The organism is Cobetia sp. (assembly GCF_983723665.1).
Genome location: NZ_CFDJES010000031.1, coordinates 1 through 26583, shown reverse-complemented (window position 1 = coordinate 26583; position 26583 = coordinate 1). Strand labels below are relative to the sequence as shown.

Annotated in this window: 23 protein-coding genes; 13 read left to right on the top strand and 10 right to left on the bottom strand. The window is 61.1% G+C overall.

The window, feature by feature from the left end:
- Positions 1 to 602, top strand: a 602-nt coding sequence (locus AC4FAH_RS05140) for a helix-turn-helix transcriptional regulator (protein WP_490245737.1), incomplete at its 5' end; no start/stop codon positions are given.
- A 125-nt stretch (positions 603 to 727) separates the two neighbouring features.
- Here the strand turns inward: AC4FAH_RS05140 and AC4FAH_RS05135 are convergent.
- The 3 genes from AC4FAH_RS05135 to AC4FAH_RS05125 form a co-directional block, all read right to left on the bottom strand.
- Positions 728 to 2707 carry a tripartite tricarboxylate transporter permease gene (locus AC4FAH_RS05135; protein WP_213115147.1) on the bottom strand — a complete coding sequence of 660 codons (1980 nt, stop codon included), beginning with the start codon at positions 2705 to 2707 and terminating at the stop codon, positions 728 to 730.
- 174 nt (positions 2708 to 2881) lie between these two features.
- Positions 2882 to 4015, bottom strand: a complete 1134-nt coding sequence (locus AC4FAH_RS05130) for a Bug family tripartite tricarboxylate transporter substrate binding protein (protein WP_286988074.1) — start codon at positions 4013 to 4015, stop codon at positions 2882 to 2884.
- Positions 4016 to 4198: 183 nt separating this feature from the next.
- The gene (locus AC4FAH_RS05125; RefSeq protein ID WP_286988075.1) at positions 4199 to 5314 is read right to left on the bottom strand and encodes a 4-oxalomesaconate tautomerase; all 1116 of its coding nucleotides are present in this window, start codon (positions 5312 to 5314) and stop codon (positions 4199 to 4201) included.
- 134 nt (positions 5315 to 5448) lie between these two features.
- Between AC4FAH_RS05125 and AC4FAH_RS05120 the strand changes: the two genes are divergently transcribed.
- Both AC4FAH_RS05120 and AC4FAH_RS05115 read left to right on the top strand, forming a co-directional pair.
- Positions 5449 to 6339, top strand: coding sequence for a LysR family transcriptional regulator (locus AC4FAH_RS05120; RefSeq protein ID WP_043332186.1), 891 nt, complete (start codon positions 5449 to 5451; stop codon positions 6337 to 6339).
- Between the two features lie 261 nt (positions 6340 to 6600).
- On the top strand, positions 6601 to 8442 hold the full coding sequence (locus tag AC4FAH_RS05115; RefSeq protein WP_286988076.1) for a dipeptidase: 1842 nt from the start codon (positions 6601 to 6603) through the stop codon (positions 8440 to 8442).
- 216 nt (positions 8443 to 8658) lie between these two features.
- Here AC4FAH_RS05115 and AC4FAH_RS05110 read toward each other — a convergent pair whose 3' ends face one another.
- Positions 8659 to 10107: an amidase gene (locus tag AC4FAH_RS05110; RefSeq protein ID WP_286988077.1), complete on the bottom strand. Its 1449-nt coding sequence runs from the start codon at positions 10105 to 10107 to the stop codon at positions 8659 to 8661.
- A gap of 218 nt (positions 10108 to 10325) precedes the next feature.
- On the opposite strand from AC4FAH_RS05110, the gene AC4FAH_RS05105 reads away from it, so the two are divergent.
- A complete protein-coding gene (locus tag AC4FAH_RS05105; protein ID WP_043332182.1) occupies positions 10326 to 10514 on the top strand; it encodes a DUF3008 family protein in 189 nt (62 codons plus the stop codon).
- Positions 10515 to 10693: 179 nt separating this feature from the next.
- Here AC4FAH_RS05105 and AC4FAH_RS05100 read toward each other — a convergent pair whose 3' ends face one another.
- Complete coding sequence (locus AC4FAH_RS05100; RefSeq protein WP_286988079.1) at positions 10694 to 11482, bottom strand: OBAP family protein; 789 nt, start codon at positions 11480 to 11482, stop codon at positions 10694 to 10696.
- 272 nt (positions 11483 to 11754) lie between these two features.
- On the opposite strand from AC4FAH_RS05100, the gene AC4FAH_RS05095 reads away from it, so the two are divergent.
- The gene (locus AC4FAH_RS05095) at positions 11755 to 12492 is read left to right on the top strand and encodes an HAD family hydrolase (RefSeq protein WP_082388488.1); all 738 of its coding nucleotides are present in this window, start codon (positions 11755 to 11757) and stop codon (positions 12490 to 12492) included.
- A gap of 299 nt (positions 12493 to 12791) precedes the next feature.
- Positions 12792 to 13853 (top strand): capsular polysaccharide synthesis protein, encoded by a 1062-nt coding sequence (locus AC4FAH_RS05090; RefSeq protein WP_213114068.1) that lies wholly within the window; start codon positions 12792 to 12794, stop codon positions 13851 to 13853.
- 222 nt (positions 13854 to 14075) lie between these two features.
- Here the strand turns inward: AC4FAH_RS05090 and AC4FAH_RS05085 are convergent, their stop codons facing one another.
- On the bottom strand, positions 14076 to 14387 hold the full coding sequence (locus AC4FAH_RS05085; protein WP_043332181.1) for a hypothetical protein: 312 nt from the start codon (positions 14385 to 14387) through the stop codon (positions 14076 to 14078).
- Positions 14388 to 14942: 555 nt separating this feature from the next.
- Here AC4FAH_RS05085 and AC4FAH_RS05080 point away from each other — a divergent pair.
- Positions 14943 to 16574: a BCCT family transporter gene (locus tag AC4FAH_RS05080; protein ID WP_213114069.1), complete on the top strand. Its 1632-nt coding sequence runs from the start codon at positions 14943 to 14945 to the stop codon at positions 16572 to 16574.
- A gap of 186 nt (positions 16575 to 16760) precedes the next feature.
- Here the strand turns inward: AC4FAH_RS05080 and AC4FAH_RS05075 are convergent, their stop codons facing one another.
- Entirely contained in the window at positions 16761 to 17792 is a 1032-nt protein-coding gene (locus AC4FAH_RS05075; RefSeq protein WP_213114070.1) for an LLM class flavin-dependent oxidoreductase, read from the bottom strand.
- A gap of 287 nt (positions 17793 to 18079) precedes the next feature.
- On the opposite strand from AC4FAH_RS05075, the gene AC4FAH_RS05070 reads away from it, so the two are divergent.
- The gene (locus tag AC4FAH_RS05070; protein WP_353888916.1) at positions 18080 to 18847 is read left to right on the top strand and encodes an extensin-like domain-containing protein; all 768 of its coding nucleotides are present in this window, start codon (positions 18080 to 18082) and stop codon (positions 18845 to 18847) included.
- Positions 18848 to 19132: 285 nt separating this feature from the next.
- Complete coding sequence (locus tag AC4FAH_RS05065; protein WP_286988080.1) at positions 19133 to 19570, top strand: Sbal_3080 family lipoprotein; 438 nt, start codon at positions 19133 to 19135, stop codon at positions 19568 to 19570.
- Between the two features lie 153 nt (positions 19571 to 19723).
- On the opposite strand, the gene AC4FAH_RS05060 is transcribed toward AC4FAH_RS05065, so the two are convergent.
- On the bottom strand, positions 19724 to 20146 hold the full coding sequence (locus AC4FAH_RS05060) for a VOC family protein (RefSeq protein WP_213114072.1): 423 nt from the start codon (positions 20144 to 20146) through the stop codon (positions 19724 to 19726).
- A 277-nt stretch (positions 20147 to 20423) separates the two neighbouring features.
- Here AC4FAH_RS05060 and AC4FAH_RS05055 point away from each other — a divergent pair, with 277 nt between their 5' ends.
- The 4 genes from AC4FAH_RS05055 (at position 20424) to AC4FAH_RS05040 (ending at position 25392) form a co-directional block, all read left to right on the top strand.
- Positions 20424 to 21149, top strand: a complete 726-nt coding sequence (locus AC4FAH_RS05055; RefSeq protein WP_284726183.1) for an SCO family protein — start codon at positions 20424 to 20426, stop codon at positions 21147 to 21149.
- Positions 21146 to 21622 (top strand): DUF2946 family protein, encoded by a 477-nt coding sequence (locus AC4FAH_RS05050; RefSeq protein ID WP_213114074.1) that lies wholly within the window; start codon positions 21146 to 21148, stop codon positions 21620 to 21622. Before AC4FAH_RS05055 ends, AC4FAH_RS05050 begins: the two co-directional genes overlap by 4 nt.
- A gap of 108 nt (positions 21623 to 21730) precedes the next feature.
- Entirely contained in the window at positions 21731 to 23257 is a 1527-nt protein-coding gene (locus AC4FAH_RS05045) for a PepSY-associated TM helix domain-containing protein (RefSeq protein ID WP_213114075.1), read from the top strand.
- Complete coding sequence (locus AC4FAH_RS05040; RefSeq protein WP_287020710.1) at positions 23254 to 25392, top strand: TonB-dependent receptor domain-containing protein; 2139 nt, start codon at positions 23254 to 23256, stop codon at positions 25390 to 25392. The genes AC4FAH_RS05045 and AC4FAH_RS05040 overlap by 4 nt, the downstream gene beginning before the upstream one ends.
- A 149-nt stretch (positions 25393 to 25541) precedes the next feature.
- Here AC4FAH_RS05040 and AC4FAH_RS05035 read toward each other — a convergent pair whose 3' ends face one another.
- Positions 25542 to 26126, bottom strand: a complete 585-nt coding sequence (locus AC4FAH_RS05035) for an NAD(P)H-dependent oxidoreductase (RefSeq protein ID WP_213114077.1) — start codon at positions 26124 to 26126, stop codon at positions 25542 to 25544.
- 245 nt (positions 26127 to 26371) lie between these two features.
- Positions 26372 to 26583: DUF4113 domain-containing protein (locus AC4FAH_RS05030; RefSeq protein ID WP_288388245.1), on the bottom strand; the 212-nt coding region annotated here is incomplete at its 5' end.

The following is a 26583-nucleotide window of genomic DNA, read 5'->3' as shown; positions in this document are numbered from 1 at the left end:
AGTCCAGCCCGCTGGGCTGGACGCCGGGGCGCTGGCTTCATCAGCAACTGGATGAGCGTGTCAGAGCCCCTGATGGTGAGGGCGTACGAGAAGAGTGTGAGACGCCAGCGACCCCCGCTTGCGAGGGCGATATGCTGGAATGGCAGGGGATCGCGTTGCAGTTGCTGGGGGTGGCACTCAAGCGCCGCACTGGTGAGGCACAGGACGTGTCGGCGTTCTCCGCAGCCGCCGCACCCCCTGCATCGCCATTAGCGTCCCCATCGCGACCCCACGGCGCCTGTCGACATCTGGAGGCGGTGCGTCAGCGTCTTGCCGCCGTGCCGCATGGCGCACACTCGCTGGAGGAACTGGCGCGGCTGGCCTGCATGAGCCCCTCCGGCTTGCGCCACAAGTTTCGCCAGGCCTTCGGGCAGTCACTGGGCAGTTATCAGCGTGAATGTCGCATGCGGTGTGCCGAGCAGGCTCTGCGGCGCGGGGTGAGCATTCAGCAGGTGGCGCATCAGGTGGGGTATGCCCATGCCTGCAACTTCGCCACGGCCTACCGGCGTCATTTCGGGGTGTCGCCACAGGCGGCACGAGCCAGGTTTCATCGCGTCGACTGAGTCGTGATGGCGGCGAGTACCTGACAATGGGCTTGGGGTTGTCACAATACGCAAGCGGGCACCCAATGGGTGCCCGCTTGCGTATGTCGTACTCGAGAGTTGAGTGCTGGTGATGCCAGCTGGCCTTACAGGAAGGGAATCATCGGCAGCACCACGTCATCCAGCAGACCCGTCGGGTAGTGCAGATTCATCGCCGCCTGCATGCCGAGCAGGAAGACTGCCACGCCCAGCGCGAAGAGCCCTGCGAACAGCGGCGACTTGCGTGCGATGGTGAGCTGGAAGCCCAGGCAGAACAGCACGGCGGTGGAGACGAAGCCCAGCAGCGCACTGACGCCGATCAACACAAAGAAGCCAAGTACCACGCCCACTGCCTTGAAGGCCGGTTGCTTGACACGAATCATGCCGCGACGCCAGCCGTTGAAGACCACGGCGATCACCGAGAGCAGCGTGATGAAGGCGGCCAGCGTCGGGAAGGCCTTGCCCAGCGGCATCAGGTCCTTGACGTCGTAGAGCGCCCACAGGGCGGCTGCGCCCATCATCAACAGCAGCAGGAAGTCGACGCCACCGAAGCCACGCGATTCCAGCACATCCTCTTCCGGCGACGGCGCAGTCTCGACCACTTCATGGGTCTGGCGACGACGCATGATCGCCTTGCGGATCACCGGCAGGAAGAAGGCCAGCAGGATCAGGCCGAGGATGATCAGCACGCCCGGACGCAGGAAGGCTTCGGCGCCGTGGAACTGCATGCTCTGGTAGAAGTAGTTCTCGGCACCCGGTGCCAGCACGAAGCCGATCAGGAAGGCCGGACGCGACCAGCCAGCACTCTTGAATAGCACACCGATCATGCCGATCATGCCCAGCGCGGCCCAGTCACCCAGTGAGCGGCTGGCCTGGTAGGCAGCGAACAGGATCAGCACGGTGATGGCAGGGGCCAGAATGGCGAAGGGTACACGCGTCAGCTGCGCGACCGGACGCGCCAGCATCAGACACAGGCCCGCGCCTAGGATATTGGCCAGCGCCAGTGACCAGATGATGGTGTAGGTCATGTCCAGATTGGTGGTGATCATCGACACGCCGGGTTCCAGACCCAGCAGCAACAGCCCGCCCAGGAAGACCGCCGCCGTGCCGGAGCCTGGCACCCCGAACAGCAGTGTCGGCACCATGGCACCGCAGGCGCAGGCATTGTTGGCGGATTCCGGCGCGATGACGCCGCGGATGTCGCCCTTGCCGAACTGGCTCGGGTCCTTGGCGGTCTTGACCGCGAAGCCGTAGGTGATCCAGTCGACCACGGAACCCGCCAGACCCGGAATGGTCCCGATCAGGCTGCCGATACCGGCACAGCGCGCGACCAGCCACTTGTTCTTGACCACATCCTTGATGCCGGCAGACCAGCCTTTGCCCAGGTCGGTGTTGCCGTTCTTGGCGATACTGCCACGTCCCAGCAGCAGCTCGACGATTTCCGGCAGGGCGAAGATGCCCAGACCCAGCACGATCAGCGGCACGCCGTCGTACAGGTAGTCGATATCCAGGTTCATGCGGTACTCGCCGGTCGCCGGTGCGGCGCCGATGGCACCGACCAGCAGGCCGAGGCCACAGGCAGCGGTGCCCTTGAACAGGTTCTTGCCGGACAACACCGCCACCATCGTCAGGCCCAGCAAGGTCAATACGAACAATTCGGCTGACGAGAAGGCCAGTACGAGGGGGCGTGCGACGAGGATGAAGCCGGTCAGGATGATGGCGCCGATCACGCCACCACACAGGGAAGACAGGAAGGCACTGGTCAGCGCGCGGGCGGCCTGGCCCTTCTTGGCCAGCGGGAAGCCATCCAGCACCGTGGCTTGCGACGCGCTGGAACCGGGAATGCCCATCAGGACAGAGGCGAAGGTATCGCCGGTAGGAATGACCGCGACCATGCCCATCAGCATGCCCAGGGCGTAGCCCGGGTCCAGTCCATAGAGGAAGGGCAGCAGCAGGGCCATGCCGGCGATGCCGCCCAGGCCGGGAATGATACCGACCAGCAGGCCGACGAAGATGCCGATCATCATGAACAGCAGATGCGTCAGCGTGAAGACGTGTCCAATGCTGGACAGGAGAGTGTCGATCATGGCGTTACTCAACCTCTTGTTCTTCTCTAGATGCTTCTCTAACACTCAGAGGCGGTGCCGGGGAGAGCATGGTGAGGCAGGGAGTGAAAGGCTCACGGGGCTGCTGGTCGGCAGCCCCGTGAGTGGGCCCCATCACACCCGGGGATCAGGCCGTTACGGGTGTGATTGCGCGCCTCAACGAGATTGCAGGCGGATATTGTGGCGTTCCATCAGCCAGTTCTTGACCCATTCGTGCTCGGCTTCGCTCAGCTGCATGGCTTCCTGAAGCTGGGTCGCGGCGGCCTTGCCGACCATCAGGCCATAGGGCCCGACCTTCTCGGCCGCTTCCTTGAGGAACTCGGGGTCCTTGGCCAGATCACGCGCGGCCTGGCGGTAAAGCTCTAGCAGTTCCGGGTCCACGTCCTTCGGCACCAGCAGCATCTTCTGCATGGCGTAACCGGAGGCGAAGAACTTGTGGAAGATCTGGTAGGCCTCGTCGTCACGTGAATGGCCTTCCTGGGCCAGATACAGCTCGGAGAAGGTCGGCAGGTCCGGGAAGGACGGATCGCGCTCGATATGGCCTTCGTCATCCATCACGCCAAGGCTGAACAGCGGTACGGCCTGGCCGGCGTCGACCAGCGGCGTGACGTTGCTCTTGTAGGCGGAGGTGGTCTGGAAGTCGAGGGCGACTTCGCCACGCTCGAAGGCCAGACGGCCTTCACCACGGCTCTTCATGCCGAAGACCGGGTCGACCTGGAAATCGAGCAGATCGAAGGCCATCAGCACCGGCATCTCGAGCCCGGTCGGGTTCTGACCGGCGAACTTCACTTCCTGGGAGGCGAGGGCCTCGAGCGCACTGGCGCTGTCCTTGCCCAGCGAGCTTGAGGCGTAGACGACACCCCCTGTCGGTGCGGCGAAGATCGGCTCCCAGTCGGCATAGTCATAGCGCACGCGACGGTCGCGCAGTATGGCCGGATACTGGGTAGAGGCCGAGGTGACGACCATCTCGTCGCCGTCATCGCCGGCACGCTTGCTGAACAGGTTGACGCCAGTGATGGAACCACCGCCCGGGACGTTGTCGATGACGACAGCCGGGTTGCCCGGCAGGTCCTTGGTCACCCAGTTGGACATGAAGCGTGCCCAGACGTCCGTGCCGCCCCCGACACCGAACGGGACGGTCCAGGTCAGGGTGTCAGGGACTTCCGCCGCGGCGTGAACGGCTGAGGACAGTGGCATCAGGCCCATGACGGGCAGCATGAAGGCCAATGCGGTGGTACGGGCATGACGCTTGAGGGTCTGGCGCTTGGGGGTAGACACGATGATGGACATGGTCTGACTCCTGATTATTGTTGGAATGCGTTGTCGATCAGTGATGCGCTATCTGCATGGCGGCGCAGTCAGGCTATTTCGTTTAGCGAAAATTCATTGTAAATCAATATACTGCAGTACCTGCTCGTTGCCTGTCGACGAACTCTTCGCCTCTGGCGCTTGCCAGTGCGGTCGTCTGGCGTGTCATGCACGCCCAGGCATTTCCACCGAGTCGGGGAGGTTCAAGAACACCTCGCCACTCATGATCTTGCGTGCCGTGCGCAGCAGAGACACGCGGCTGGGGGTCATCGGGTCGGCATTGGCATGCTCGACCTCGACATCCAGAAATCCGGCGGGATGTTCCAGATGAACGTTTGCCGCCAGGCTATCCGGTGCCAGAGTGCCGGCCGCGAGTGCCACACGATTGGCCAAGGTGCCCGGGATGCTGGTCGCAACGGCCAGCGTGATGGCGCCCGTGACGGCCAGGGCGCCATGGCAGCGATGCGGCACGAAGTAACGGGCGCACAGAGTGCCGTCCTGGGTGCGCGGGGCGGAGAGAATCACCGGCTTGGGCAGCACCGAGCCGCTGACGTCGCCCATGCCCATCAACTCTCCCGCCTTGAGGCGAATCTGCTCGAGACGTGCCATCGCCTCGCGGTTGGCATCCATCTCGGCCGGCGCTTCGTTGCCCGCCCAGCCCAGACTTGCCGCTTCGATCAGCACCACCGGCGTGGCGGAGTCGAGGCAGGTCACCTCGACGCCATCAATCACGTCGATGACCTGGCCGCTGGGCAGCATCTTGCCGGTCTTGGCGCCCACCGCGCCGAGGAAGCCCAGCTTGATGGCGCTGCCGGCACCGGGCACGCCACTGATGCGCGTGTCACCCTGGTAGGCCACCGCGCCAGCGGGCGTCGGCACCTGGCTGTCGATCAGCGTGCGGGTATTGAGGTTGTGAATCCGCAGACGCGTCAGGTCACCCTGTGGCGCAATCATGCCGGTCTCGATGGCGTAGGGGCCGACGGCGGCCAGCATGTTGCCGCAGTTGGGCGAGAAGTCGACCTTGTCGCTTTCTACATCGACCTGAGCGAACAGGTAATCGACATCAGCTTCAGGATGACTGGGCGGCCCGACGAGGGCGACCTTGCTGGTCAACGAATTGCCGCCGCCCAGGCCATCGATCTGCAGTACGTGGCCGGACCCCATGACCTGACGCAGAACTTCGCGACGGCCTTCGTCATCGGCGGGGAGGTGATCCAGACGCAGGAAGGGACCCCGAGAGGTACCGCCACGTAGGATCATGCAAGGAAGTGAATGCATCATGTTGGAACGCGCTCCTGTCTGTTTGCGCCTTCGTGAAGCATCACAGCCGATGATCTATGCATCAAATGCAAATAAAACCTATACTGTCATCATTGTGCGAATTAATCCGAAAACTGAAACAATAAGGTAGTTGCATGCATAGATTGGAGTTTCTGGATCTGTCGGCGTTCGTCGAGGTCGCCGAGAATCATTCCTTCAATGAGGCGGCAGAACGGCTGCATATTTCGCAGCCGGCGTTGTCGCGCCGCATCCAGAAACTGGAGGAGATTCTGGGCGCCAAGGTGCTCGAGCGCACCACGCGAAGAAGTCGTTTGACGCCCGTTGGGCGTGATTTTCTGCCCAAAGCCCGCAAGTTGCTCGAAGATTATGAGTCGTCTCTGGTCGGCGTCCGCGAGCTTGCCACCCACCGCAAGGGGGTGCTGACCATCGCTTGCCTGCCCACGGCAGCCTTCTACTTCCTGCCCAGCGTGGTGCGCGAATTCAATACCGCCTATCCCGGTATCCGGATTCGCATCCTGGATGTCAGTGCCAATGAAGGGGTCGAAAGGGTGGTCTCGGGGGAGGCAGACTTTGGTATCAATATGGTCAGTGCCCACCATCCGGCGGTGGATTTCACCTCCATCTATCGTGATCCCTTCGTGCTGGCCCTGCGTCGAGACCATCCTCTTGCACAGAAACAGCGCGTGGAATGGAGCGACCTGGACGATGTGCGCCTGATCACGGTCTCGCGTGACAGCGGCAACCGCATTCTGCTCGACAACACCCTGCTGTCCGCCGGCCTGCATCTGGATGGCTTCTACGAGGTACAGCACCTTTCGACGTCACTGGGTCTGGTCGAGAGCGGGCTAGGCGTCGCCATCCTGCCGTCGATGGCCATGCCGGGGCCAGAACACGAGGTGCTATGTCAGCGTGAACTGCCCGAACCGCGCATTGACCGCACCATTGGCCTGCTGCGGCGGCGCGGTGAGTCCCTGTCGCCGATCGCGGAACTGTTCATCGAGATTCTGCTCAAGCGCTGGAACTGAGTCGCTCGTCTGGGGCGAAGAGGGGCAGGCCATAATGGAGAGCAGAGTGGCAGGCACCTCTCGCTAGGGTTGGCGTGGCGTGGCCTAGTACATAAAATGGTTGTGTATAAGACATTCATGTTTCACGGCAAGGCCGATGAAACCGTCTTGATGTCGCGTGGTCAGCTGTCGCCGGGCGTCGGTGAGGGTCTTCTCCTCATCGCTTGTCTCTGCGGCCATTGACGACGTGGCGTCTTGCCTAACACAAGGATGTACATGCCCATGAGTACCCGCACAGCCACTCACGCTACTTCTCGTCAGACGGCCCTCGCGTTGGGTCTGGCACTCGGGCTCGGCAGCGCGCTGCCTGTCAGCGCAGACGAGCCGATGGCGGCCGATGATACGGGCAAGCGCGCACCGCAGGGTGAACATACGCTCAAGCGTGCCCAGCTGGTCAGCTTGATCGAACAGGGCCGGCAGGAGCTGGCGCCGGACTTCAATGGCTTTCTGACCCAGGTGGCCGAACGCAATTCCCAGGACACGGCCGTCAGGGCTGCCATCGAGCAGTATCAGGCTGGTGAGACGCTGGAGGGCGATGCCTTCGTCAACATCTATCGTCTGCTGGGGGTCTACAACCGTCTGCAGTACGGCGACGACGTCCAGGCGCTGCTCAAGGAAATGGTCGCGATCCCGACCGCCAAGGTGGGGGAGAAGCCGCAATTCGAGAATCCGGAAATCGCGCGCTTCGGTGAGCTGATCAAGGCGCGCGCCGAGGCGTTCGGCCTGACATTCCGTAACGTCGACAACCGCGTCTTCGAGGTTGAGCTTGAGGGAACTGGCGATGACGTGTTCGGCATTCTGACCCACGGCGATGTGGTACCGGCAGGCGAGGAGGGTTGGACACTCGGCGACGGCACCCATCTCGACCCGTTCGCGATGACCGAGATCGACGGCAAGCTCTACGGGCGCGGCACCGAAGATGACAAGGCCTCGATTGCCGCGGCGCTGTATGCCATGAAGTCGCTCAAGGAGAATGAGGTGCCGCTCAAGCGCACCATTCGCCTGATGATCGAGACCACGGAAGAGACCGGCGGTGATGGCTTCGAGTACTACAAGGCCAGAAATGACCTGCCGGAATACAACATCGTGCTCGATAGCGGTTATCCGGCGATCACGGCCGAGAATGGTTTCGGCACCATCGATGCGCGCTTCCCCTTGATGCCCAAGGCCGGCGAGGCGTCATCTGATCAGGCAGTCGACGCTCTGCCGACGATCACCGACTTCCAGGGCGGCCTGGCGACCAACCAGATTCCGGAGCGCTCCACCGCCACGCTGCACGCGGCTGACGCAGCGGGTGCCAAGGCGCTCAGCCACAAGCTTGAAACGCTCGGCAGCCGCTACGTCAAGGAGCATGGCCAGGACTTCAGCGTCGCCAGTGAGGTGGAAGGTGAAGAGGTCAGCGTGACGGTGACCGGCAAGTCGGCCCACTCCTCGGCGCCGGCCAACGGCGTCAATCCTGTCACACGGCTGGCGGGCCTGCTTGCCACCTCCGGCATCGATTTCCATGACAATGCCTATGAAGATGCCATCCATTACCTGAACGACAACTACGGGCTGGACTATCACGGCAAGCAGCTGGGCATCGCGTATTCCCATGATTTCATGGGGCCGCTCAAGGTGACGCCGACCTTCTTCGCCAGGGAGGACGATGTGCTGCGGGTCGCGGTCAATGTGCGTGCACCCGCCGGTGAGAAATCACCTGAGGAATTGAGCCAGACGATTCAGGACAAGCTGAGCGCCTATGCCAGCGAGCAGGGCATGGACATGACGCTGAACGTCGAGATTCGCGACTGGATGCTGCGTGACCCCAGCGGTGCCTGGCTGCAGACGCTGCTCAATATCTTCGGGGATACCACCGGCATGGAGGCCGAGCCGCGCTCCTCTGCGGGCAGTACGACCGCCAAGCTGTTGCCCAATGCGATCAACTTCGGTCCGTCCATGCCGGGCGAGACCTATACCGGGCATACCTCCGAGGAGTTCAAGCGGGTCGATAACCTGCTGCTCGACATCCAGATGTTCACCGAGATGATGGCGCGTATCGGCAATCAGGATTCGCTCAAGTAACCGGGGCGGCTCACGGGGCCGCGTTCATGTGAATCGCCTTTTGCAGGGCGTATTGAAATAGCCCTGTGAAATAGCCTTTTGAGACAGCCCTTTGAAATAGCCTTTTGCTTGAACGACAGGCATCACAGCCAACGCCCGCCACCGCCCTGATGAAGGGGCAGTGGTGGGCGTTGTCGCATGTGAAGGTCGCCGGTCAGCCAGTGCGGCCGCGCGGCGTCATCTTGGACGGTAGGGCTCGGCGGGATGCGCGGTAGGGTAGGCATCCATATAGGCAGCGGCTGCCCGCAGCAGTCGCACATCATCGTGCTTGCCGCCTGCCAGCTGAAAGCCGACGGGCAGCCCCTGAGACGTGAAGCCACAGGGCACTGACGCCGCTGGTTGACCGCTCAGGTTGAAGGGGTACGAGAACGGCGCCCATTCCTCCCAGTCATGCATCTGGCTATCCGGGGGTACCTGATGATTCAGGGCGAAGGGGGTGACGGCGACGCTGGGTGTCAGCAACAGGTGGAAATCCTGGTTGAATTGTTCCAGCGCCTGGGTGATCCGGTAGCGCTCCTCAAGCGCCTTGAACAGATCCAGCGACGACCATTCACGTGCACACATGGCATTCTCGACCAGCCCGGGGTCAAGCTGTTCACGCTGCTGGGCATCGCAGTCATCCCAGAGCCCCAGTGAGGCGGTGAACCAGATCTTGCGAAATGTCTCGAGGCTTGTCTCGACCAGGGGATCGACTGTCACGATGTCCGCGCCAAGGTTCGCCAGACGCTGTGCGGCGCGCTCCACCAGGCTTGCGATCTCGGGGTCGACCTCGACAGACCCGAAACATGGCGAGTAGGCGATGCGCAGTCCTGCCAGCGACTTGCCGATATCCGCGCCCCAATCCTCGGGTTGGCCGCGGTTGGCGTATGGGTCCTGGGCATCGTGACGGCCGATGACATTGAGCATGGCGGCGGCGTCACGGGGGCTGCGGGTCATGGGCCCGATGCTGGACAGAAAGGCAGCCTTGGAGGGTGGCCACTGTGGTGTCCAGCCGAAGGTGGGCTTGAAGCCGAAGATGCCACTGAAGGCGGCAGGGATACGGATCGACCCGCCGGAGTCACCGCCCTGATGCAGCACGCCCAGATTGAGGGCGGCGGCGGTAGCCGCGCCACCGGAAGAGCCACCGGGTGTCAGTTCGGTATTCCAGGCATTGCTGGTGGTGCCATGCACGAGGTTGTCGGTGACGGCCTTCCAGCCGAACTCGGGGGTGTTGGTCTTGCCAAGTAGAATCGCGCCTGCCTCACGCAAGCGCCTGACCGGCGGCGCATCCTGCTGGCATGGCGTGGCCGGTGTGATCAGGGAGCCTGCTCTCGCTGGCATGCCGGCAACATCGGTCAGGCCTTTCAGCGAGGTCGGAATGCCATCGAGCGGACTCAATGGCTTGCCGGCCTGCCAGCGCTGCGTGGATTTACGTGCCTCCTCCAGCGCCGTGTCATGCGCGACATGCACATAGGCATTGACCAGCGGGTTGAGTCGCCCGATACGATCGAGCACCGCTCGCGTCACCTGTAGCGGGTCGAACTCACCGCGTTGATACCCGCGTGCCAGTTGCTCGGCGTCCAGCGCCGTCAGGTCATCCTTGGCAGTATGGGGCGAAAGATGTTGAGGAAATTCGACGTCACGCATGGCGGCTCTCCTGCTGCTGGATGGCGATATTATTGTTGAGGGCAGTCATCTGTCTCTCCTGCATGGCCTTGGGTCAGAGAGGGGAAACTCAAGGCATCGCGAGGCTTGAAAAGGGCGAAGGAGGGCCGCATGGCCTATGGAGAGTGACAGCAAGCGGCATGGTCGAGCTCATGGCAGCCGACCATGGTTCACGATATTCGCCCAGAGGGAGGACAATCATGCCAGCCAAGTCCAAGGCACAGCAGATGGCAGCCGGGGCAGCACTATCAGCACGTCGCGGCGAGCAGAAGGTCAGCGAACTGGATGGGGCCGCCCGCTCGATGTATGACTCCATGAGTGAAGAGGAGCTCGAGAAGATGGCCTCGACATCACGTGAAGACAAGCCGCGACACGACAATCAGAGCTGAGCCCTGCGGGATGCCCATTGCGGCTTCCTGACGCGATAGCTGAAACGACAAGGCGCCTGGCAAATGATTGCCAGGCGCCTTGTCGTAGATGCATGTCGTAGATGCATGTCGTAGATGCATGTCGTAGATGCATGTCGTTGGTGCGTGTCGTGGCTTGTGTCGCTGATGCGCCGCTGGCCTCAGCGGCTGTCGTTCAGGCTCTCATGCGGCGGCTGGTGGGACTCGCTGTCGGGCGGGGTCGGGCCACCGTTGGCCTTGGGGCTGACATCGGGCAGCGGAATCTCGGCGCGCTTCCGGCGGCGCTCCTCGGTGCTGATGCCCAGGCGCTCATCACGGCGCTTCATCAGCTCCTCGTCGATCTGACCGTCACGGGTGAAGGCCATCATCAGCTGCGGGATACCGTAGGGGAAGTCGTCGCGGTCGATCTGCCAGGTGTGGAAGGTCTTGCCGTAGGTGGTGACGAGGTCCTCGAAGTAGCTGCGCTCCGCCAGTTCCGGAATTCCCGGGGCCACCAGGATGCCGGATTTCACTTCATAGTGATGGCTGTGCCAGAGCGGCTTCTCTTCCTCGGGCAGCTGCTCGTAGCGCTCGGCGCTGATGATGTATTCGATCCCGATCAAGCGGGCATCACTGCGATTGGAATCGAAGATCACGCATTGGTGCAGATCATGTTCCAGGTGGATGCAGAAGTGGCTGGCCTCCACCTGACGCCCCATGTCATCGGCGTAATGGTGGAAGCCGTTGAGGTAGGTACTCATCGCTTCCATCGGATACTTGCGCTGCATGACCTGCGAGGCCGCATCGAGCACCTGATGCTTCAGCGGATGGCCGCTACTGACCTTGCGAGCACTGTTGAGGCGTCGGCCCAGAAAGAAGGCGGTCGCCGCGGCGGCGCCGGCCAGAAGGCCCGTGCCGAAGCCGGACGTGTGTGAGGGATGTGAACATGTGCGGGAATGGCGATGTCGCATACTTCCTCCTGCATGGGTGTCTTGATAAGGCAAGAATTCCTGTCATGACGTTGCCATTGCAGTGCATTACCCTTGAGCGCGTCAAGTCACCTACCGACAGCCTTGCCTCGGAAAATCCTCGCCCAGGTCTGCTGCAGAGTGTCGGGATTGCTTTTCAGTTTTCTGCCCTCATCAATGAGGGATATCACTTCTTGTGGCCGCTCAATGCCTTGCGCGACAAGGTGTCTTGTTCATCACGTGTTTCGGCCATCTTTTCTCGAATTGGAGCTCGCATGAAGCAACTTATCTTTGATTGTGACGGTGTATTGGTGGATAGCGAGATCATCGCTGATGGCGTGCTCAAGGAAAAACTTCCCGTCTGGCTGCCAGACCTGGGGAGTGCAGAGCAGATCGAGCATGAGCTGGACCGCTGTCTGGGCATGATGACGCGCGATATCCTGCTGGATCTGGAAGCACGCAGTCAGCACACGCTGCCCGTGGATGCGCTCGACCAGGTACGCCATCTCGTCGATGCCCGCCTGGCCGACTCACTCAAGGCCATGCCCGGGGTGCGCGAGACGCTGGAGTGGATTCGCGATCAGCGTCTGCCGTTGGCGATCGTGTCCAACAGCTCTGAGCAGCGCATGAAGATCAATCTTGAGAGTTCGGGGCTGCGTGGCATTCTCGATGAGATTGCCGCGGCCAATGGCGATGAGCAGCTGCCGATCTTCACCTCCGATGAGGTCATGAATCCCAAGCCGGCGCCGGATCTCTATCTGCTCGCCCTCAAGACGCTGGGACGCTCCGCCGAGGAATGTCTGGTAGTGGAAGACAGCCGCACGGGAATGCAGGCTGCCGTGGCCGCGGGCCTTAAGGTCGTCGGCCACCTGGGCGCCAGTCACATCCCGCCGGGCCACGCCGAGGTACTGCGGACCACGGGCGCCTGGCAGGTCATGAAGCACTGGGATGAATTCAGCCGCCTGTGCGCTGATGCCGGTTTCGTGGCCAATGAAGAAGCCGTCAGCCACTGACGTGTTGCACTGATATGTGCGCTGACTGCTCAGCCGACATGTCTTGAAAGACGAATGCTGCTTACGTGGTTTCCTGATTCTTGTCATCGGTGAACAGCTTCATCGATGACAAGTCTTCATTCTCTGTCGCAAGCCCTGTCACAAGGCCAAGACTTGCCCTCGACTCATCTGGCCTTGCACATTTCCTCGAGTTTTCCCTTCTGTTAGACAATTCTGCAAACTATCGGTATTTTTACGCGATTCGCGTTATTTATCGTTACCTATGCGCTGTCATGGGTAACTAATACCTGGGTTGCCTGATGATCAATGCATTCATTCGAAGCGATACTTTCGAGAACAAGGGCTATTGGCTGCGCAAGCATGTTGCGTGGTTCAGCCATCGCTACAATGCGCATTATGGAATCGCGCAGCTGTCGCCACAGAGTCCACGTTACCAGGTAGCACGGGATTCACTCGCAGAATTGCAGCGTGCGTCGTCATTGGGGCCCAACCCGGGGGCGGCGACTCAGTCACAAGCCCAGCCCAAGATAATCTGGATGTACTGGGATGCTCCGCTGGAATCAGCACCGGAAGTCGTACGTCTGAGCGTCAGGTCGTGGCAGGCGCTGAATCCAGACTACGAAGTGCGACTGCTCAGTGATGACAATATCCAGCAGGTACTTGGCTTTGATTTCCTTGCTGCCTTCGAGCTGTCGACGGTCAGGTTGAACCCTGCCATCAAGGCGGACGTATTGCGGCTGTATCTATTGAGTCGTTATGGGGGAGTCTGGGCTGACAGCACGACGTTCTGCCTGACGCCATTGTCGGAGTGGTTGCCTGTGGCAATGAGTGAACTGGGCTTTTTCACCTTTCGTCAAAGCAAGGCGCCCGCCAGGCCGATGGAGGTCTGGTTCATTGCGGCGGTGCAAGGGCGGGAAATCGTGACCCATACATTGGGCCTGTTTCTGGAACATCTCTTCTTGCCCCGGCGCAGTGCGATCTTCATTTCCAATCGTGCCAAGAATCACGCGAAGCTGGGGGTCGGGCGCCAGCATCCTGAGCTGCTCTATGCGGATTTTGTCCGCCGTGCCGAGCGCTTTGGCTTCATGCCGTATTTTTCGTTCAGCTATTATCTCAATGACAGCTTGCGGGAATACCTGACCTCGGCGGATATAGAGCGCTTCATGTCGCTCGAGAATCGCTACGTAGGGAATGGAGAGGAGTTTGAAGCATTCCAGGAGGCGCTGGTCTCCAAGCAGACCTATAAAAGAGATTACCAACAGCGTCCCGTATTTCTGAAGCGCAAGGACTACCTTCTGTCCCTGCTGGCGGACACCAAAGAGGCTGAGGCTCGTGTCAGCGTGAGCTCTTCTTCAGCGTGAAACTTGGCTGGTTAAAATTCTGGCTAGAGGGAATTCTGGATAGAGTGAGTACTGAATAGGGTAAAAGAACAAGAGCCTGTGGCCATTGGCTGCAGGCTCTTTTGGCTTGTCATCCGCCTACCCATCATTTGAAGGCCTTCAGCCTGATGGTCTCTCGCCAAGGTGCCTGTGTCCGTGAAGTCGCAGGCTCTGGTATCTTCCCTGGCATCGTGAGGCTATTCCTCACTTGAAACAGATACGCGTGCCCCAGGCGAGCAGTTCTTCCTGATTGAGGCTGCGCGATTCGACCCCGATCATTTCATCTCCCCATTGATCTGCCCAGGTCAGCACGCCGTGGCTGATGCCGCGTGCGCCCATCAAGTCGCGTATCTCGCCGGTGCCCTTGAACCAGAGCGCGCTGTGATCGTTGCGCGTCAGGTCCGAGATGCCGTGGCAATGATGGATTCTCACCTTGTAGATGCCATCCAGTGACATGACCTCGACCACCGGCACCATGCCGTGCTGCAGTGCGCGTGCCAGCGACTCGAGTGTCATGCTGGTCTCGTCCTGGTGGGCGAGCGGCTGATCGGCGAGCTGGCTTGGGGGTAGTGGGGCAGCAGGCGACGCGTGAGTGGGGGTCACAGCGGTGCGTGGCGGGTGTGATGCAGTGGTATGTGCAGGCATCGGAATACCCTCAGTGGGATGTCATGTCGGCGGTGAATCGAGTTTTATAACTATCGTACAAGTAATGTAGAGATTATCTGGCGATCTCGCCATCGTGACTGGCCAGCTTGCCCGGGACTTCCCGTCTCTCTGCTCCCTTGTCACTGTCCCTCCAAGGTCTGCACTGTCCTTTCAAAGCCTGCACTGACTTTTCAAAACCGGCTTTCTCCTTCCACGCGGAGGCTGTGGCCCGGCTGGGGCAAGCGCTTGCCTGTACAGACAGTGACAAATTTTCCTGTGCTGCTGACGTCGTCTGCCCTTGAAGTTCTGGGGAATCAGGTTCATGTCTAGAAGGCACTGCGATTATTCGTTGGCGATACGCTACTCGTTTCTCGCTGGTGCGCGATCCACCTCACCGCTGTCACAGCTCACAGGGAGTAGCGATTTATGACATCTGGAGGAAAGCGTGTATTCAGCGCGTCGGTCATCATCATTCTGGGGCTGGTCGCATTGGGGGCAGGATTCCCCACCCGTTTCGGTGAATTGGCAGATCAGGCGCTCGGCGCCGTGACCAGCATGTTCGGCTGGTTCTATCTGATATCCGTGTTTGGTTTCGTGATCTTTCTCATCAGTCTCGCGTTGAGCAAGTACGGCAAGATCCGGCTCGGGCCGCAGGATAGCCGGCCTTCCTATACCTTCTTTTCCTGGGTCAGCATGCTGTTGGCAGCAGGGTTTGGCGTCGGGCTGGTGTTCTATGGCATGGCGGAACCCATGCAGCACTATCTGAAGCCGCCGTTCGCCGATATGCCGGGCGAGACGCCCGAGTCTGCGCGCTATGCCATTCAATATGCCTTCTTCAATTGGGGCGTCCATCAATGGGCTGCCTTCTCGGTGGTCGGCCTGATCATTGCCTATTTCCAGTTCCGCAAGGGACAGGCGGGTCTGGTGTCCTCGGTGCTGTCTTCCGTGACGGCCAAGCATCCCAAGGTGCGCCGCTACGGCTCGGTGCTGGATGTCTTTGCGGTGGTGGCGACCGTGATGGGGGTCGCGACATCGCTGGGCCTGGGCGTGTTGCAGATGAATGGGGGGCTGCACTTCGTCTTCGGCGTGGAAGAAGGCTGGCAATGGCAGTTCATCATCATGGGCGTGATGTTCTGTGCCTACATGGCCTCGACCTGGTCCGGGCTCGACAAGGGCATCAAGCGCCTGTCCAACCTCAACATGAGCATCTGCATCGCGCTGATGCTGTATGTGCTGTTCACCGGCCCGACGCTGGAGATCCTCAAGACGATCACCCTGGGCATCGGCGATTATCTGCAGAACTTCATCGGCATGAGCCTGCGCATGTCGCCCTATGACGGCAATGACTGGAACAGCTCCTGGACCGTCTTCTATTGGGCATGGGTCATCGCCTGGTCGCCGTTCGTCGGTACCTTCGTCGCGCGTGTCTCGCGTGGCCGCACCATCAAGGAGTATGTGGTGGGCGTGTTGATCGTGCCGCCGCTGCTGGCGTGCCTGTGGATCGGTGTCTTCGGTGGCGCGGCGATCAACATGGAGCTGGCCAGTGATGTCGGTCTGGCGGCCGCGACGGATGCCAACATCACGTCTGCCTTGTTCGAGATGTTCGATCTGATGCCCTTCAGCAGTGTGCTGTCGGTGGTCGCGATCATGCTGATCTTCATCTTCCTGGTGACCTCCGCCGATTCGGCGTCCTACATCGTGGCGCAGATGACCGACGGCGGCTCGATCAACCCGCCGCTCTACAAGCGTATCGCCTGGGGCGTGCTGATCGCGGCCATCTGCCTGACGCTGATCTCGACGGGCGGTCTCAAGGGCTTGCAGTCAGCCTCGGTACTCTCTGCCTTGCCCTTTACCTTCATCATCTACGGCATGATCGTGGTATTGGTGAAAGAGCTGCGGGCTGATCGTCGCCAGATGCTCAGTCAGCTGTATCGCCGTCATGGTGAGACACCGGTCGGCGCGGATATCTTCGAGGCTGACAGCCTGGCCGAGGAAGATCGCATCCGCCGTGCGCCGGACGTCAAGAATCGTCGCGTGAACCCGCGCGATCATCATTGAACCGAGTCGTGGCATGAACTTATCGACTTGAGATCATCGCCTTGAGTTTATCGTTTTAAGCTCATCGCCTTCAGCTCATGACGTCAATGCGTGTCTTCACGGCAGGCTCAGAACGACAGACGCCGCTCACAGGAGATGTGAGCGGCGTCTTGTCTTGGCAAGCCAGTCAGCGTGAAGGGGCCCGCGTCATTGACTGGCGTCCGGCGTCCGGCGCCCGGCGACCTCGGCGAGTATCTCGTAGCTCTTCAGGCGATCGGCATGCTCATAGAAATCCGAGTTGAACATCAATTCGTCGGCCTGGGTTACCTCCAGCAGATGCTCGAGTTCGCTGCGAATGCGCTCAGGCCCGCCGATGATGGCAGCAGCCAGATTCTGGCCGACCATGGCTTCCTCGCGTGCTGACCAGTCCAGTGTCTCGCGTGGGGGCAGGGCGCGCGTGCTCTTGCCGCGGATCAGGTTGAGGAATTTCTGTTGCTGGGTGCTGGCCAGGAAGTGAGCGCGTTCATCACTGTCGGCGGCGATCAGCGGAAGGCCGAGCATCACATAGGGCGCATCCAGCACCTCGGAGGGCGTGAAGTTCTCGCGATAGAGCTTGATGGCCTCCAGCATGTAGCCGGGGGCGAACTGACCGGCGAAGGCGAAGGGCAGACCTTTTTTCGCTGCCAGGCGTGCGCTGTAGTCGCTGGAACCCAATAGCCACAGGGGGACATGAGTGCCTTGCCCCGGCATGGCCTTGACGCGCTGACCGGGTGAAGCCTCGCCCAGATACTGCTCGAGTTCGGCCAGCCGCTGGGGGAAGTCATTCACGCCGGCGGAAGGGTCGCGGCGCATCGCCTGCATGGTGATGCCATCGGAGCCCGGCGCGCGGCCAAGTCCGAGATCGATCCTGTCCGGGTAGAGCGTGGCCAGGGTGCCGAACTGCTCCGCCACCACCAGCGGGGGATGATTGGGCAGCATGATGCCGCCCGAGCCGACCCGCAGGCGGGAGGTCTTGCCGGCCACATGGCCGATCAGCACCGAGGTGGCGGCACTGGCGATGCCATCGATGTTGTGATGCTCGGCCAGCCACAGGCGATGAAAGCCCAGCGCTTCGACATGCTGGGCGAGACTGACGCTATTGTGGAAGGTGTCAGCAACACTGCCGGTATCGCGGATGGGGGCAAGGTCCAGCACCGAGAGCGGGATCGTGTCCAGGCGTGAGGTAGGGGCTGTCGTCATGTGCGCTCCTGATGGCGGATTGGCGTGCAGAGAGCAGCCGGGGCGCGGCCCCTCAAGGGCGTATGGCTGGTCTGCTGAATGGCGTCCAGCATAGTGGACAGCCGCGTCTCTGACAGCACCTCATCCTTCATTTCACTGTTTCTGATATGGCATATATGAGGCGGTCGATACGCCCTGTCATCTACGGTGGTCAGTACCCTGGTGCAGGTGAAGCCCAGGGCAGGCGAGGCCCGGGGCAGGCGAAGCCCGGGGCAGGTGAGGGCCTGCATCGCGAAAAGGAGGGGAACATGAACGGTTTGCAGCACAAGCAGCGCCGCAAAGGCATGGGACTCACGTTGATATGCCTGGTGCTCATCGGCCTGGGCGTTGCGATCCAGCGCGACATCATCGTGCTGGAGCGCTGGATACCAGCTCACTATCTCCCGTGGGCGCCACTGCAATTGGAGGACCCGCCTTGCATGGTGACCGGCTGGAAGCTCTCACGCTTGAACGAGAATCCGGCCGCCTGTCGCGCATTTCTCGAGCGGGAAGTCCCGCAACGGGTGACCTTCCTGCCGGATCGCCCCAGCGACAACGGCTGTAACCTCATCAACAGCGTACGCATGCATTCGTCGCCAGGCACGAGTGGTGAGCAGGGCGTTCGCTTCAACCAGTCCTTCATTGCCAGCTGCCCGCTGGCGGTGAGCTGGCTGCGCTTCGAGCGCCATGGGCTAAAGTCAGCGGCGCAGGAGGTCATGGGAAGCGAGGTGACGCATGTGTCCCATGTGGGCAGCTACGCCTGCCGCAACATCTACGGGCGAGAGAACGCACGCCGCAGTGAACACGCCACCGCGGATGCGCTGGATGTCACTGGCTTCACGCTGGCGGATGGCCGTCACATTCGGCTGCCGCGCGACTGGACGGCACCCGACGATGAAGATGCCCCAGGCCGGTTCCTGCGCGCCGTGCAGGACGCCGCCTGTGAGAGTTTCGGCGCCGTGCTGGGGCCGGATTACAACGCGGCCCATCGTGATCACTTCCATCTCGGCACAAGGGGCTGGCGATTCTGTCGCTGAGCAACACTGCACGCTGCGTCGGGCAAGAGAACGACAATACTGGTATCCGTGCACGCTGTCAGTGGGTCATGACTGGCTCGGTGTAATAAGGGGGACTCATATTTGTCTTGCCTGTCGTCATTTGTCGGTGTCACTGAAAAGGCTCGTGGTTGCATGGGGGGAATGACGCTTGATCACCGGCAGATTCCTCGCATTTATTTGTTTTCACTAATACCCTGCGGACAAGTATGCCTTCCATGTCATATATCGCGGTGAAGCCTCTTGTTCAATGACAGGGAGTCAAGAATGACAGGAATGACGAAGGCATTATTGGCAGCTTCCATCACCCTCGTGATGGCCGGCTGTACCTCGGTGCAGGTTCAGCCTCTGGAGCGCATGTCCTATCTGGATACCGTGTGCATCGAGCGCAATGAAGCCGTGATCGTGCCCGGCTTCCTGAATGTGATCCAGCAGGGCTTCAGTCGCAATGGCTTGAATACGCGAGTCTATGACGCGCCGGTCCCCGGATATTGCGAAGTAGTTCTGAAATATACCGCGCTGCGCTCATGGGATTATGTGACATACCTTTCTCATGCAGAACTATGGCTAGACGATCCGTATGGCGATGAAATCGCCTATGCGCAGTATCATCTAATAGCAAAAGGGGGATTGGGGTTCTCTAAGTACGCCAGTGTCGAAACCAAGATGAACCCGGTCATCGATGACCTGCTCGTCAACTACTGACGTGTTTACCGTGATGGGCATCCAAGCCATTTCCTTGCACGCCACACCAGAACGTCATTTCTCGCCATGATGGCGCACTTGATAGCGGGGCCGGGGCTTTTGTCATGCACCGGCCCCTGCGGAGACTCTCGAGACATCTGGTGTTCTGGAGTCTCAGGGTGCCATGCCCATGCCACGACTGATCGTCGGGGCGCAGCGCTCGGGGTTGATGCTGACCACGCGTAGGCGATGCCCATCGGGGAGCACGCAATCGAGCACCTGCCAGGCACAGCCGGGGGCGCTGCTGCCGTGACTCTCGATCAGGTGCGCTCCCTGGGCCTGCCATTGATCGCGGAAGCGGGCAAAGTCCGTTCGCTCGATCTCAAGCGTCAGCTGGCGGCTGTCGGGTTGCTCGGCACTGCGCTGCAACAGCAATACGCTGGTCTGCTTGTCTCGGCGATGGTTCAGCTCCAGGATCGCGCTGGTGGCATTGCGCAACAGGATGGGCAGGGCGAGTGTTTCGGTGAAGAAACGGCAAGCGGCATCGAGGTCGCGCACTTCAAGGATGGCTGGGTGCAGGGAAAGGCGCTGAATCATGGCGAAGCCTCATGGCGTGAGGGGAAGAAGGGAATGGGGACTGGCTCCATTGCAGGAGCATGGAGACAGTGTCGTGTCCGTCCGGGCGAGGCGCACTTTGAATCTGATGATGATGGTGATGGCTTTACGCTATCTGGGGCCTTGTCGCGCCCGCTAAGCCCCGTGGGAATCGCTGTGGCAACTTGTCGCATTAGTGGTTTTGCGGGTGTGAATGGTTAGCATCCCTGCCTTCGACCCTGTTGCCTTTACCTTCTTTGCACGCCACGTTGGAGTGTTCATGTCGCCGCGCAAGCTGATCCTGATGGGACTCAGTGCTTTTGCTCTCGTCGTCATCGCGTTGATCACGGGGCTTTCCGCTTCGCATCAGCCGCGTGATGCGTGGCTGGCGACGCTCGAGCTGCCTTCCACGCGTGGACTGTTGCACGCGGACACCTTGTCCAGGGGGGAAGCGGGCCATCTGAGCGTGCTGGTTCCCGGATTTACGCATTGCCCGGACATCTGTCCGTTGTCGCTTGCCCGGTTGCAGATGGCCTGGCAACGCCTTGACGAGACGTCACGCACGCATCTGCATCCGATGTTCCTGACACTGGATCCGGCGCGCGACACCCTGCCAGTGCTGTCACGTTATCTGTCTGCCTTCAGCCTGCCGGTGACCGGCCTTCGCCTCCCGTCACATGACGATACGCGCCTGAAGGAATTCACTCAGCGCCTCGGTATCCAGTTCCAGCAGCGAGACCCCGAGCAGAGGCATCCCCCTGAACACGCGCAAGCGCAGTCGTCGGCCGGTGAGCCCGATTACATGATCGATCATAGTGTGGCGATCTTCGTGATCGATGACCGCGGACGACTGCGTGACACCTTGCCGCTCAGTCAGACGCCTGCGCAGCTGGCCGATCGATTGACATTCCTGCTTCAGTCCGTGGCCGCAGCGCCGTCTTCTGCCGATGTCGCGACCGTCAACACGAGCGCAAACGCGAACGTGTCGGCAACGGGGGGCGCATGACAGCGACTTGCCTCTCGACTCGCCACGCCAGGCGTGAATCCGTTTCCTATCATCGCGCCCTGTCACGCCTGACTGCGGCCAATGGGCATGTCGTCTTCGTGATGCTGATCGCGCTGGCCGCCATGCTGGTCATGCCGCTGGCGGCACCGCGTGTGGTGATGGTCGACGATCATGCCGTCTTCGAGAGCGTCGGTACCGGTCGTTGGGTGAGTGCTGATAGCGACTGGATAACGCGTGCCGCTCGCGAAAGCGGTTCGCAGGCGCAGATCACCCATAGTTCCGCTGCTTCGGATTGTCCGTTGGCCAGCATGGCGGCCTATACGCTGGCATTGGTCGCCGTTGCCCTGTTGCTGGCGTTGGGTCGGTTGTCTCGCGACGCTGCCCCGCGGCCTTGCCTCGTCGCGTTTCGCGACATCAATGTCTATCTGCGTCCGCCCGGGCGCGCGCCACCCCTCGATTCCCTCGCGCCATGAATTGATGGGCTACCTCGCGGTGGCTCTCCATAGTGTTCGGTGACCTCACGTTGACCGACGGACAAAGCATCCGTCGCGCGTCGTGGCACCTGTCGATGGGTAATCGAGATGAGTTCAACAACCAACACCGACTCCGCGGGTCGCGCCGCTCGCGGTTTCAGCGATATCTACCGCGCCGTGTGGCGCTGGCATTTCTATGCCGGCCTGCTGGTGCTGCCTTTCCTGACCTTGCTGGCCGTCACCGGCGGTCTTTATCTGTTCCGTGAAGAGATCGATCGCTTCGTGCATGCCGACCTGATGCAGGTCAACACGCCGGTGGTGCAACAGGCGAATGGCCAGGCACAGGCGAGTGTCCCGCTGAGCGAGCAGGTACGACTCGCCGTGGAAAGCCTGCCCGGCAAGGCCGTACGTGTCGTGCCGCCTGCGGCCAGTGACTTGACCACCGAAATCGATATCGTGGCTGCCGATGGCAGTGGCAAGCAGGCGGTCTACGTCAATCCCTACAGTGGTGAAGTGCAGGGGCAGATGGCCTACCGGGACAGCATCATGTGGACGGTCCGCAATCTGCACAGCCTCGCGATCACCGGCCCCATCGGCAATGCCGCGATCGAGATCGCCGCCGGCTGGAGCATTCTGCTGGTACTCAGCGGCCTGTATCTGTGGTGGCCCCGAGGCCAGAAGGGCGGTGTCGTCACGCTGCGTACCACGCCTGCGCGCCGTCTGTGGTGGCGTGACCTGCATGCCGTGTGTGGCATCTTCGCCGCTGGTTTCATTCTGTTTCTCGCCGTGACCGGCATGCCGTGGTCAATGGTGTGGGGTGCCAAGGTCAACGAGTTGGCCAACGGGCATAACTTCGGGTATCCCGATGGCGTGCGCGTGAATACGCCGATGTCCGATACGCGTCTGGTGGATCAGGAGAGGACGACCTGGTCTCTCGAGCAGGCCCTTATCCCGTTATCTTCCTTGCCGGCTGCTGCGACAAGTTCCACCGTGGATGAGGGGGAGCATGCCGGGCATGGTGGTGGTAGCAAGTCTGATGCCGAGCAGGCTTTTGGCACTGCGGCCGTGCCGCTGAGCGCCGCCGCGATTGCCCATGCCGATATCGGCCTCGATCAGGCTGAGCGCATCTTCGCTCGCGAAGGCCTGGCGCCGGGCTATGCCATCAATCTGCCGGGCTCGCCTCAGGGCGTCTACACCGGCTCCGTCTATCCGGATGCGCTGGAGCGTCAGCAGGTAGTGCATGTGGATCGCTATTCCGGCGATGTGCTGCTGGACATGCATTACGCCGATTACGGTCCGCTGGGCCGAGCGCTGGAGTGGGGCATCAATGTCCACCTGGGGCAGCAGTACGGGTTGGTCAACCAGCTGGTGCTGGTGCTGGCCTGTATCGCGATGGTGATGATGAGCGTCGGTGCGGTGGTGATGTGGTGGAAGCGTCGTCCGGTGGGCGGTATCGGTATCCCGCCGCTGCCCAAGGAGCGCAAGTGTATCGCCGGTGTCTGGGGCTTGATGATGATCGTCGGTGTCATCTTCCCGCTGGTCGGCCTCTCGCTGATCGTGATGGGGCTGCTGGATTGGCTGTGGATTCGTGCCACACACAAGCGCGGGAATGACTTCCAGGAGGCCAGCGCATGACGCTATCTCTCGTCAATTTCCCGTTCCGTGCGCGTCGCTTGTCATCGCCAGTGAGCGCATCGCGTGGTCGTCTGCCCATGGCCATTGCCGCCGCGATGGCAAGTAGCGGTACGCTGCCGGTTTACGCCGATACTGACACCACCAACGTATTGCCGTTGATCAGTATCGAGGCTCAGGCGCCCATGGCCAGCCCCGTCCACGACGTGCATGCGGGGCATGCCAAGGGCGACATGGACCTTGGTGAACAGCTACGCGAGGTCAATGGTGTCAGTGGCTCGCGTCTGGGCAGTCACGGTGTTTCGGCCATCTTTCGTGCCCAGGGCGGTGAGCGCCTGATCCAGGAGGTGGATGGCGCATCGCTTTACCCCGCCTGCCCGGGGGGCATGGATACCACACTGGGTTACGCCACTGCCGGCAGCCAGTCGGACCTCACGCTCTACAAGGGCGCGCAGACCGTCAGTCGCGGCCCCAATTTTGCCGCGGGCAGCATCGAGGTGACGCGTCATACGCCCTCACGTACCGATGATGATGGCGTCCAGGGTACCTTGGGGGCCGGCTGGCGCAGCAATGATGATGCCACCAGTGAGACTCTGTCATTGACCGCCAAGCAGGGCGATTTCTGGGCCGCGCTGGACTTCGAGCATTCCGAGCGCAACAACTACGAGGATGGCAATGGCGATACCCAGGCAGGCGGGTATCGCAGCGATAATGGCAGTGTCCGAGTCGGCGCCTTTGCCACCGAGGATGTCGCCATTGAGGTGGGCGTCGCCGTGGTGCGCATCGATGATGCGCTGTATCCGTCGATGGATGCGCCACGCAGCGATATGGACCGCCAGTATCTCAAGTTGACCACCGACAACGTCGGCCTGTTCTCGCACACCGAAACACAGCTCAACCATGCCCGCGTCGTGCATGACATGGATAACGTCACCCTGCGTGACTTTGATGATTCCTCAATGAGCATGGGCATGGGCATGGGCTCGGGTATGGACATGGACATGGATATGAGCGACATGGCCATGTTTTCCAGCGCGACCACCGAGACCTGGTATGCCAGCACCCAAGGCGATATTCCGCTGACTGTTGGGGGCCATGACGCGATATTGACGCTGGGGGCCGATGCCGAACGGCTCGAGAGCAATTCCAACTCCCGGATGGGCATGTCATTGGATAGCCTGTCGGATAGCCAGACCTGGCCCGATGTCGTGCGCACACGTGGCGGGGTATTCGCGGAACTGGATACCACCCTCGATGCCGACAATCGGCTGGTGACTGGCGCGCGCTATGACGTCTCCATCAGTGATGCGCGAGATGCCGATGAGGTAGTGGGCAGCAATGCCTCGGCTATCTCCGCCTGGCGTGCCCAGTACGGCGATGATGTAGAAGCCAAGCAGCGTGACGGGGAGTTCAGTGCGCTGGCGCGGCTGGAGCATCGCGTCAACGAAGCGGTGAAAGGCTATGCAGCGCTCAGTCGCAGTGTGCGCTTTCCGACGGCCAGCGAGCGGTATTACAACCGCCAGTCTGACTCCGATGGCTGGTTGGGCAATCCCGAGCTTGATCCCGAGGTCCATCAGCAGCTCGAGCTGGGAGTGGCGGTCAGGCAGGGCGCCTGGCGCTATTCGGCGGACACCTACTACAACCGGGTGCATGACTGGATCGAGCTGGCCGAAGGCGACTCGCTGACCACCTATGACAATGTCGAGGCCGAACTCTACGGTATCGAGCTGGAAGCCAGCTGGCAGCAAAACGGTTGGCAGCATTCCGCAGGGGTTGCCGCGACGCACGGCACCAATCTGAGCGATGGGACACCTCTGTCACAGGTCGCCCCCTTCAATGGCTATCTGGCGACACGCTATGACGCGGACCGTTGGTGGGCGGGGGCACGATTCGATGCGGCCGCACGCCAGTCGCGTATTTCTGACAGCGAAGACGCGACGGCAGGTTTCGGCATCGTCGGCCTGGAGGGCGGCTATCGTGTCACTGATGACATCGAGCTGAGCGCCGGCATCTCCAACCTGTTCGACAAGGCTTACGCCTATCACGTCAATCGCTTCTACGATGACCCGCTGCAGGGCGATGTACAGGTCAATGAGCCGGGGCGTATCTTCTGGACGCACGCCAGCTGGAGCTTCTGAGCCCCGTACCCCCTCAATAGTGTGCGCTGGCCGCCGCTATTCGTTGGAACGCAAGAAGCCCGCCATCGGTCATGTCACCGGTGGCGGGCTTCTTGTATTACGAGCGGGCTCGAGTGCTTTCAGCGCTCGCAACTCATCTCTACGAGCCTTCAGGCGCGGCCGATGTGCTCGCGCAGGTGCGTGCGGTAGGCCTGGGTGTAGGCCTCCAGGTCAGGATTCTTGATCACATCAGTGGCCAGGTAGGTCGGCAAGGCCGTCATGCCGAGGAATTCCATCGCCTTGTGCACCGGGAAGTAGACGCCATCGATGCCCTTGCCCTCGAAGAAGTTGCCTTCTTCATCAAAGGCCTCAAGTGGCGCATTCCAGGTCAGTGACAGCATGTACTGGCGGCCCTGCATCAAGCCGCCAGTGCCGTAGCCCTGGGTCGGGCTGGTGCGATGACGGCCATCGCTGGCGTACAGCGCGCCGTGGCCCTCAGTCAGGATGTCATCGAGATACTTCTTCACGGTCCACGGCAGACCCATCCACCAACCTGGGGTCTGGTAGATGATCAGGTCCGCCCACAGCTGCTTCTCGACTTCCGCCTTGGCCTCGAAGCCTTCCTCGATGACGGTTTCACGCACCTCATGACCCAGCTCGGCCAGCTCACCGCGCGCCAGTTCATGCAGCGTCGCGTTCAGCTCGCCATTGGAATGGGCAAAGGCCTTGCCGCCGTTGATCAGTAGAATCTTCATGCCGGGTACTCCAGAACTGTTGGCTTTTAGCAATGGCGCACAGCATGAGTGTTCGCAAGTCATTGATAAAGCGGCACTGGCGTAAAACACCTTTGCTATGGATGCAACAATCCGATCAGATTGCGCGCGATATCTACGCATTCACTCCCTTCATGCCTTATGCGGTATGAGCGCCCAGGAAAGGGATTGTATTGCTGATGGTTGGGACACTCGGAATTGTGCTCATAACTTTCGGGCCAAGCCCACTAACGCAACCGCTTCAATTCCTGCCAGTTGGTGGTGTAGCGGGCGCTGCGGTGGGCGCAGCGCAGTTGCCAGGCGGCGTCGGGGTGTGCGACACCCAGGCGTACGGTGCCGCGGCCCATCTTCTGATTCATGGCGTCCAGTGTCGCCATCAATTGCTGGCTGCGTTCGCGCTTGGCGATGTCCTCTTCGCTTTCCAGCAGCGAGAGCTGCT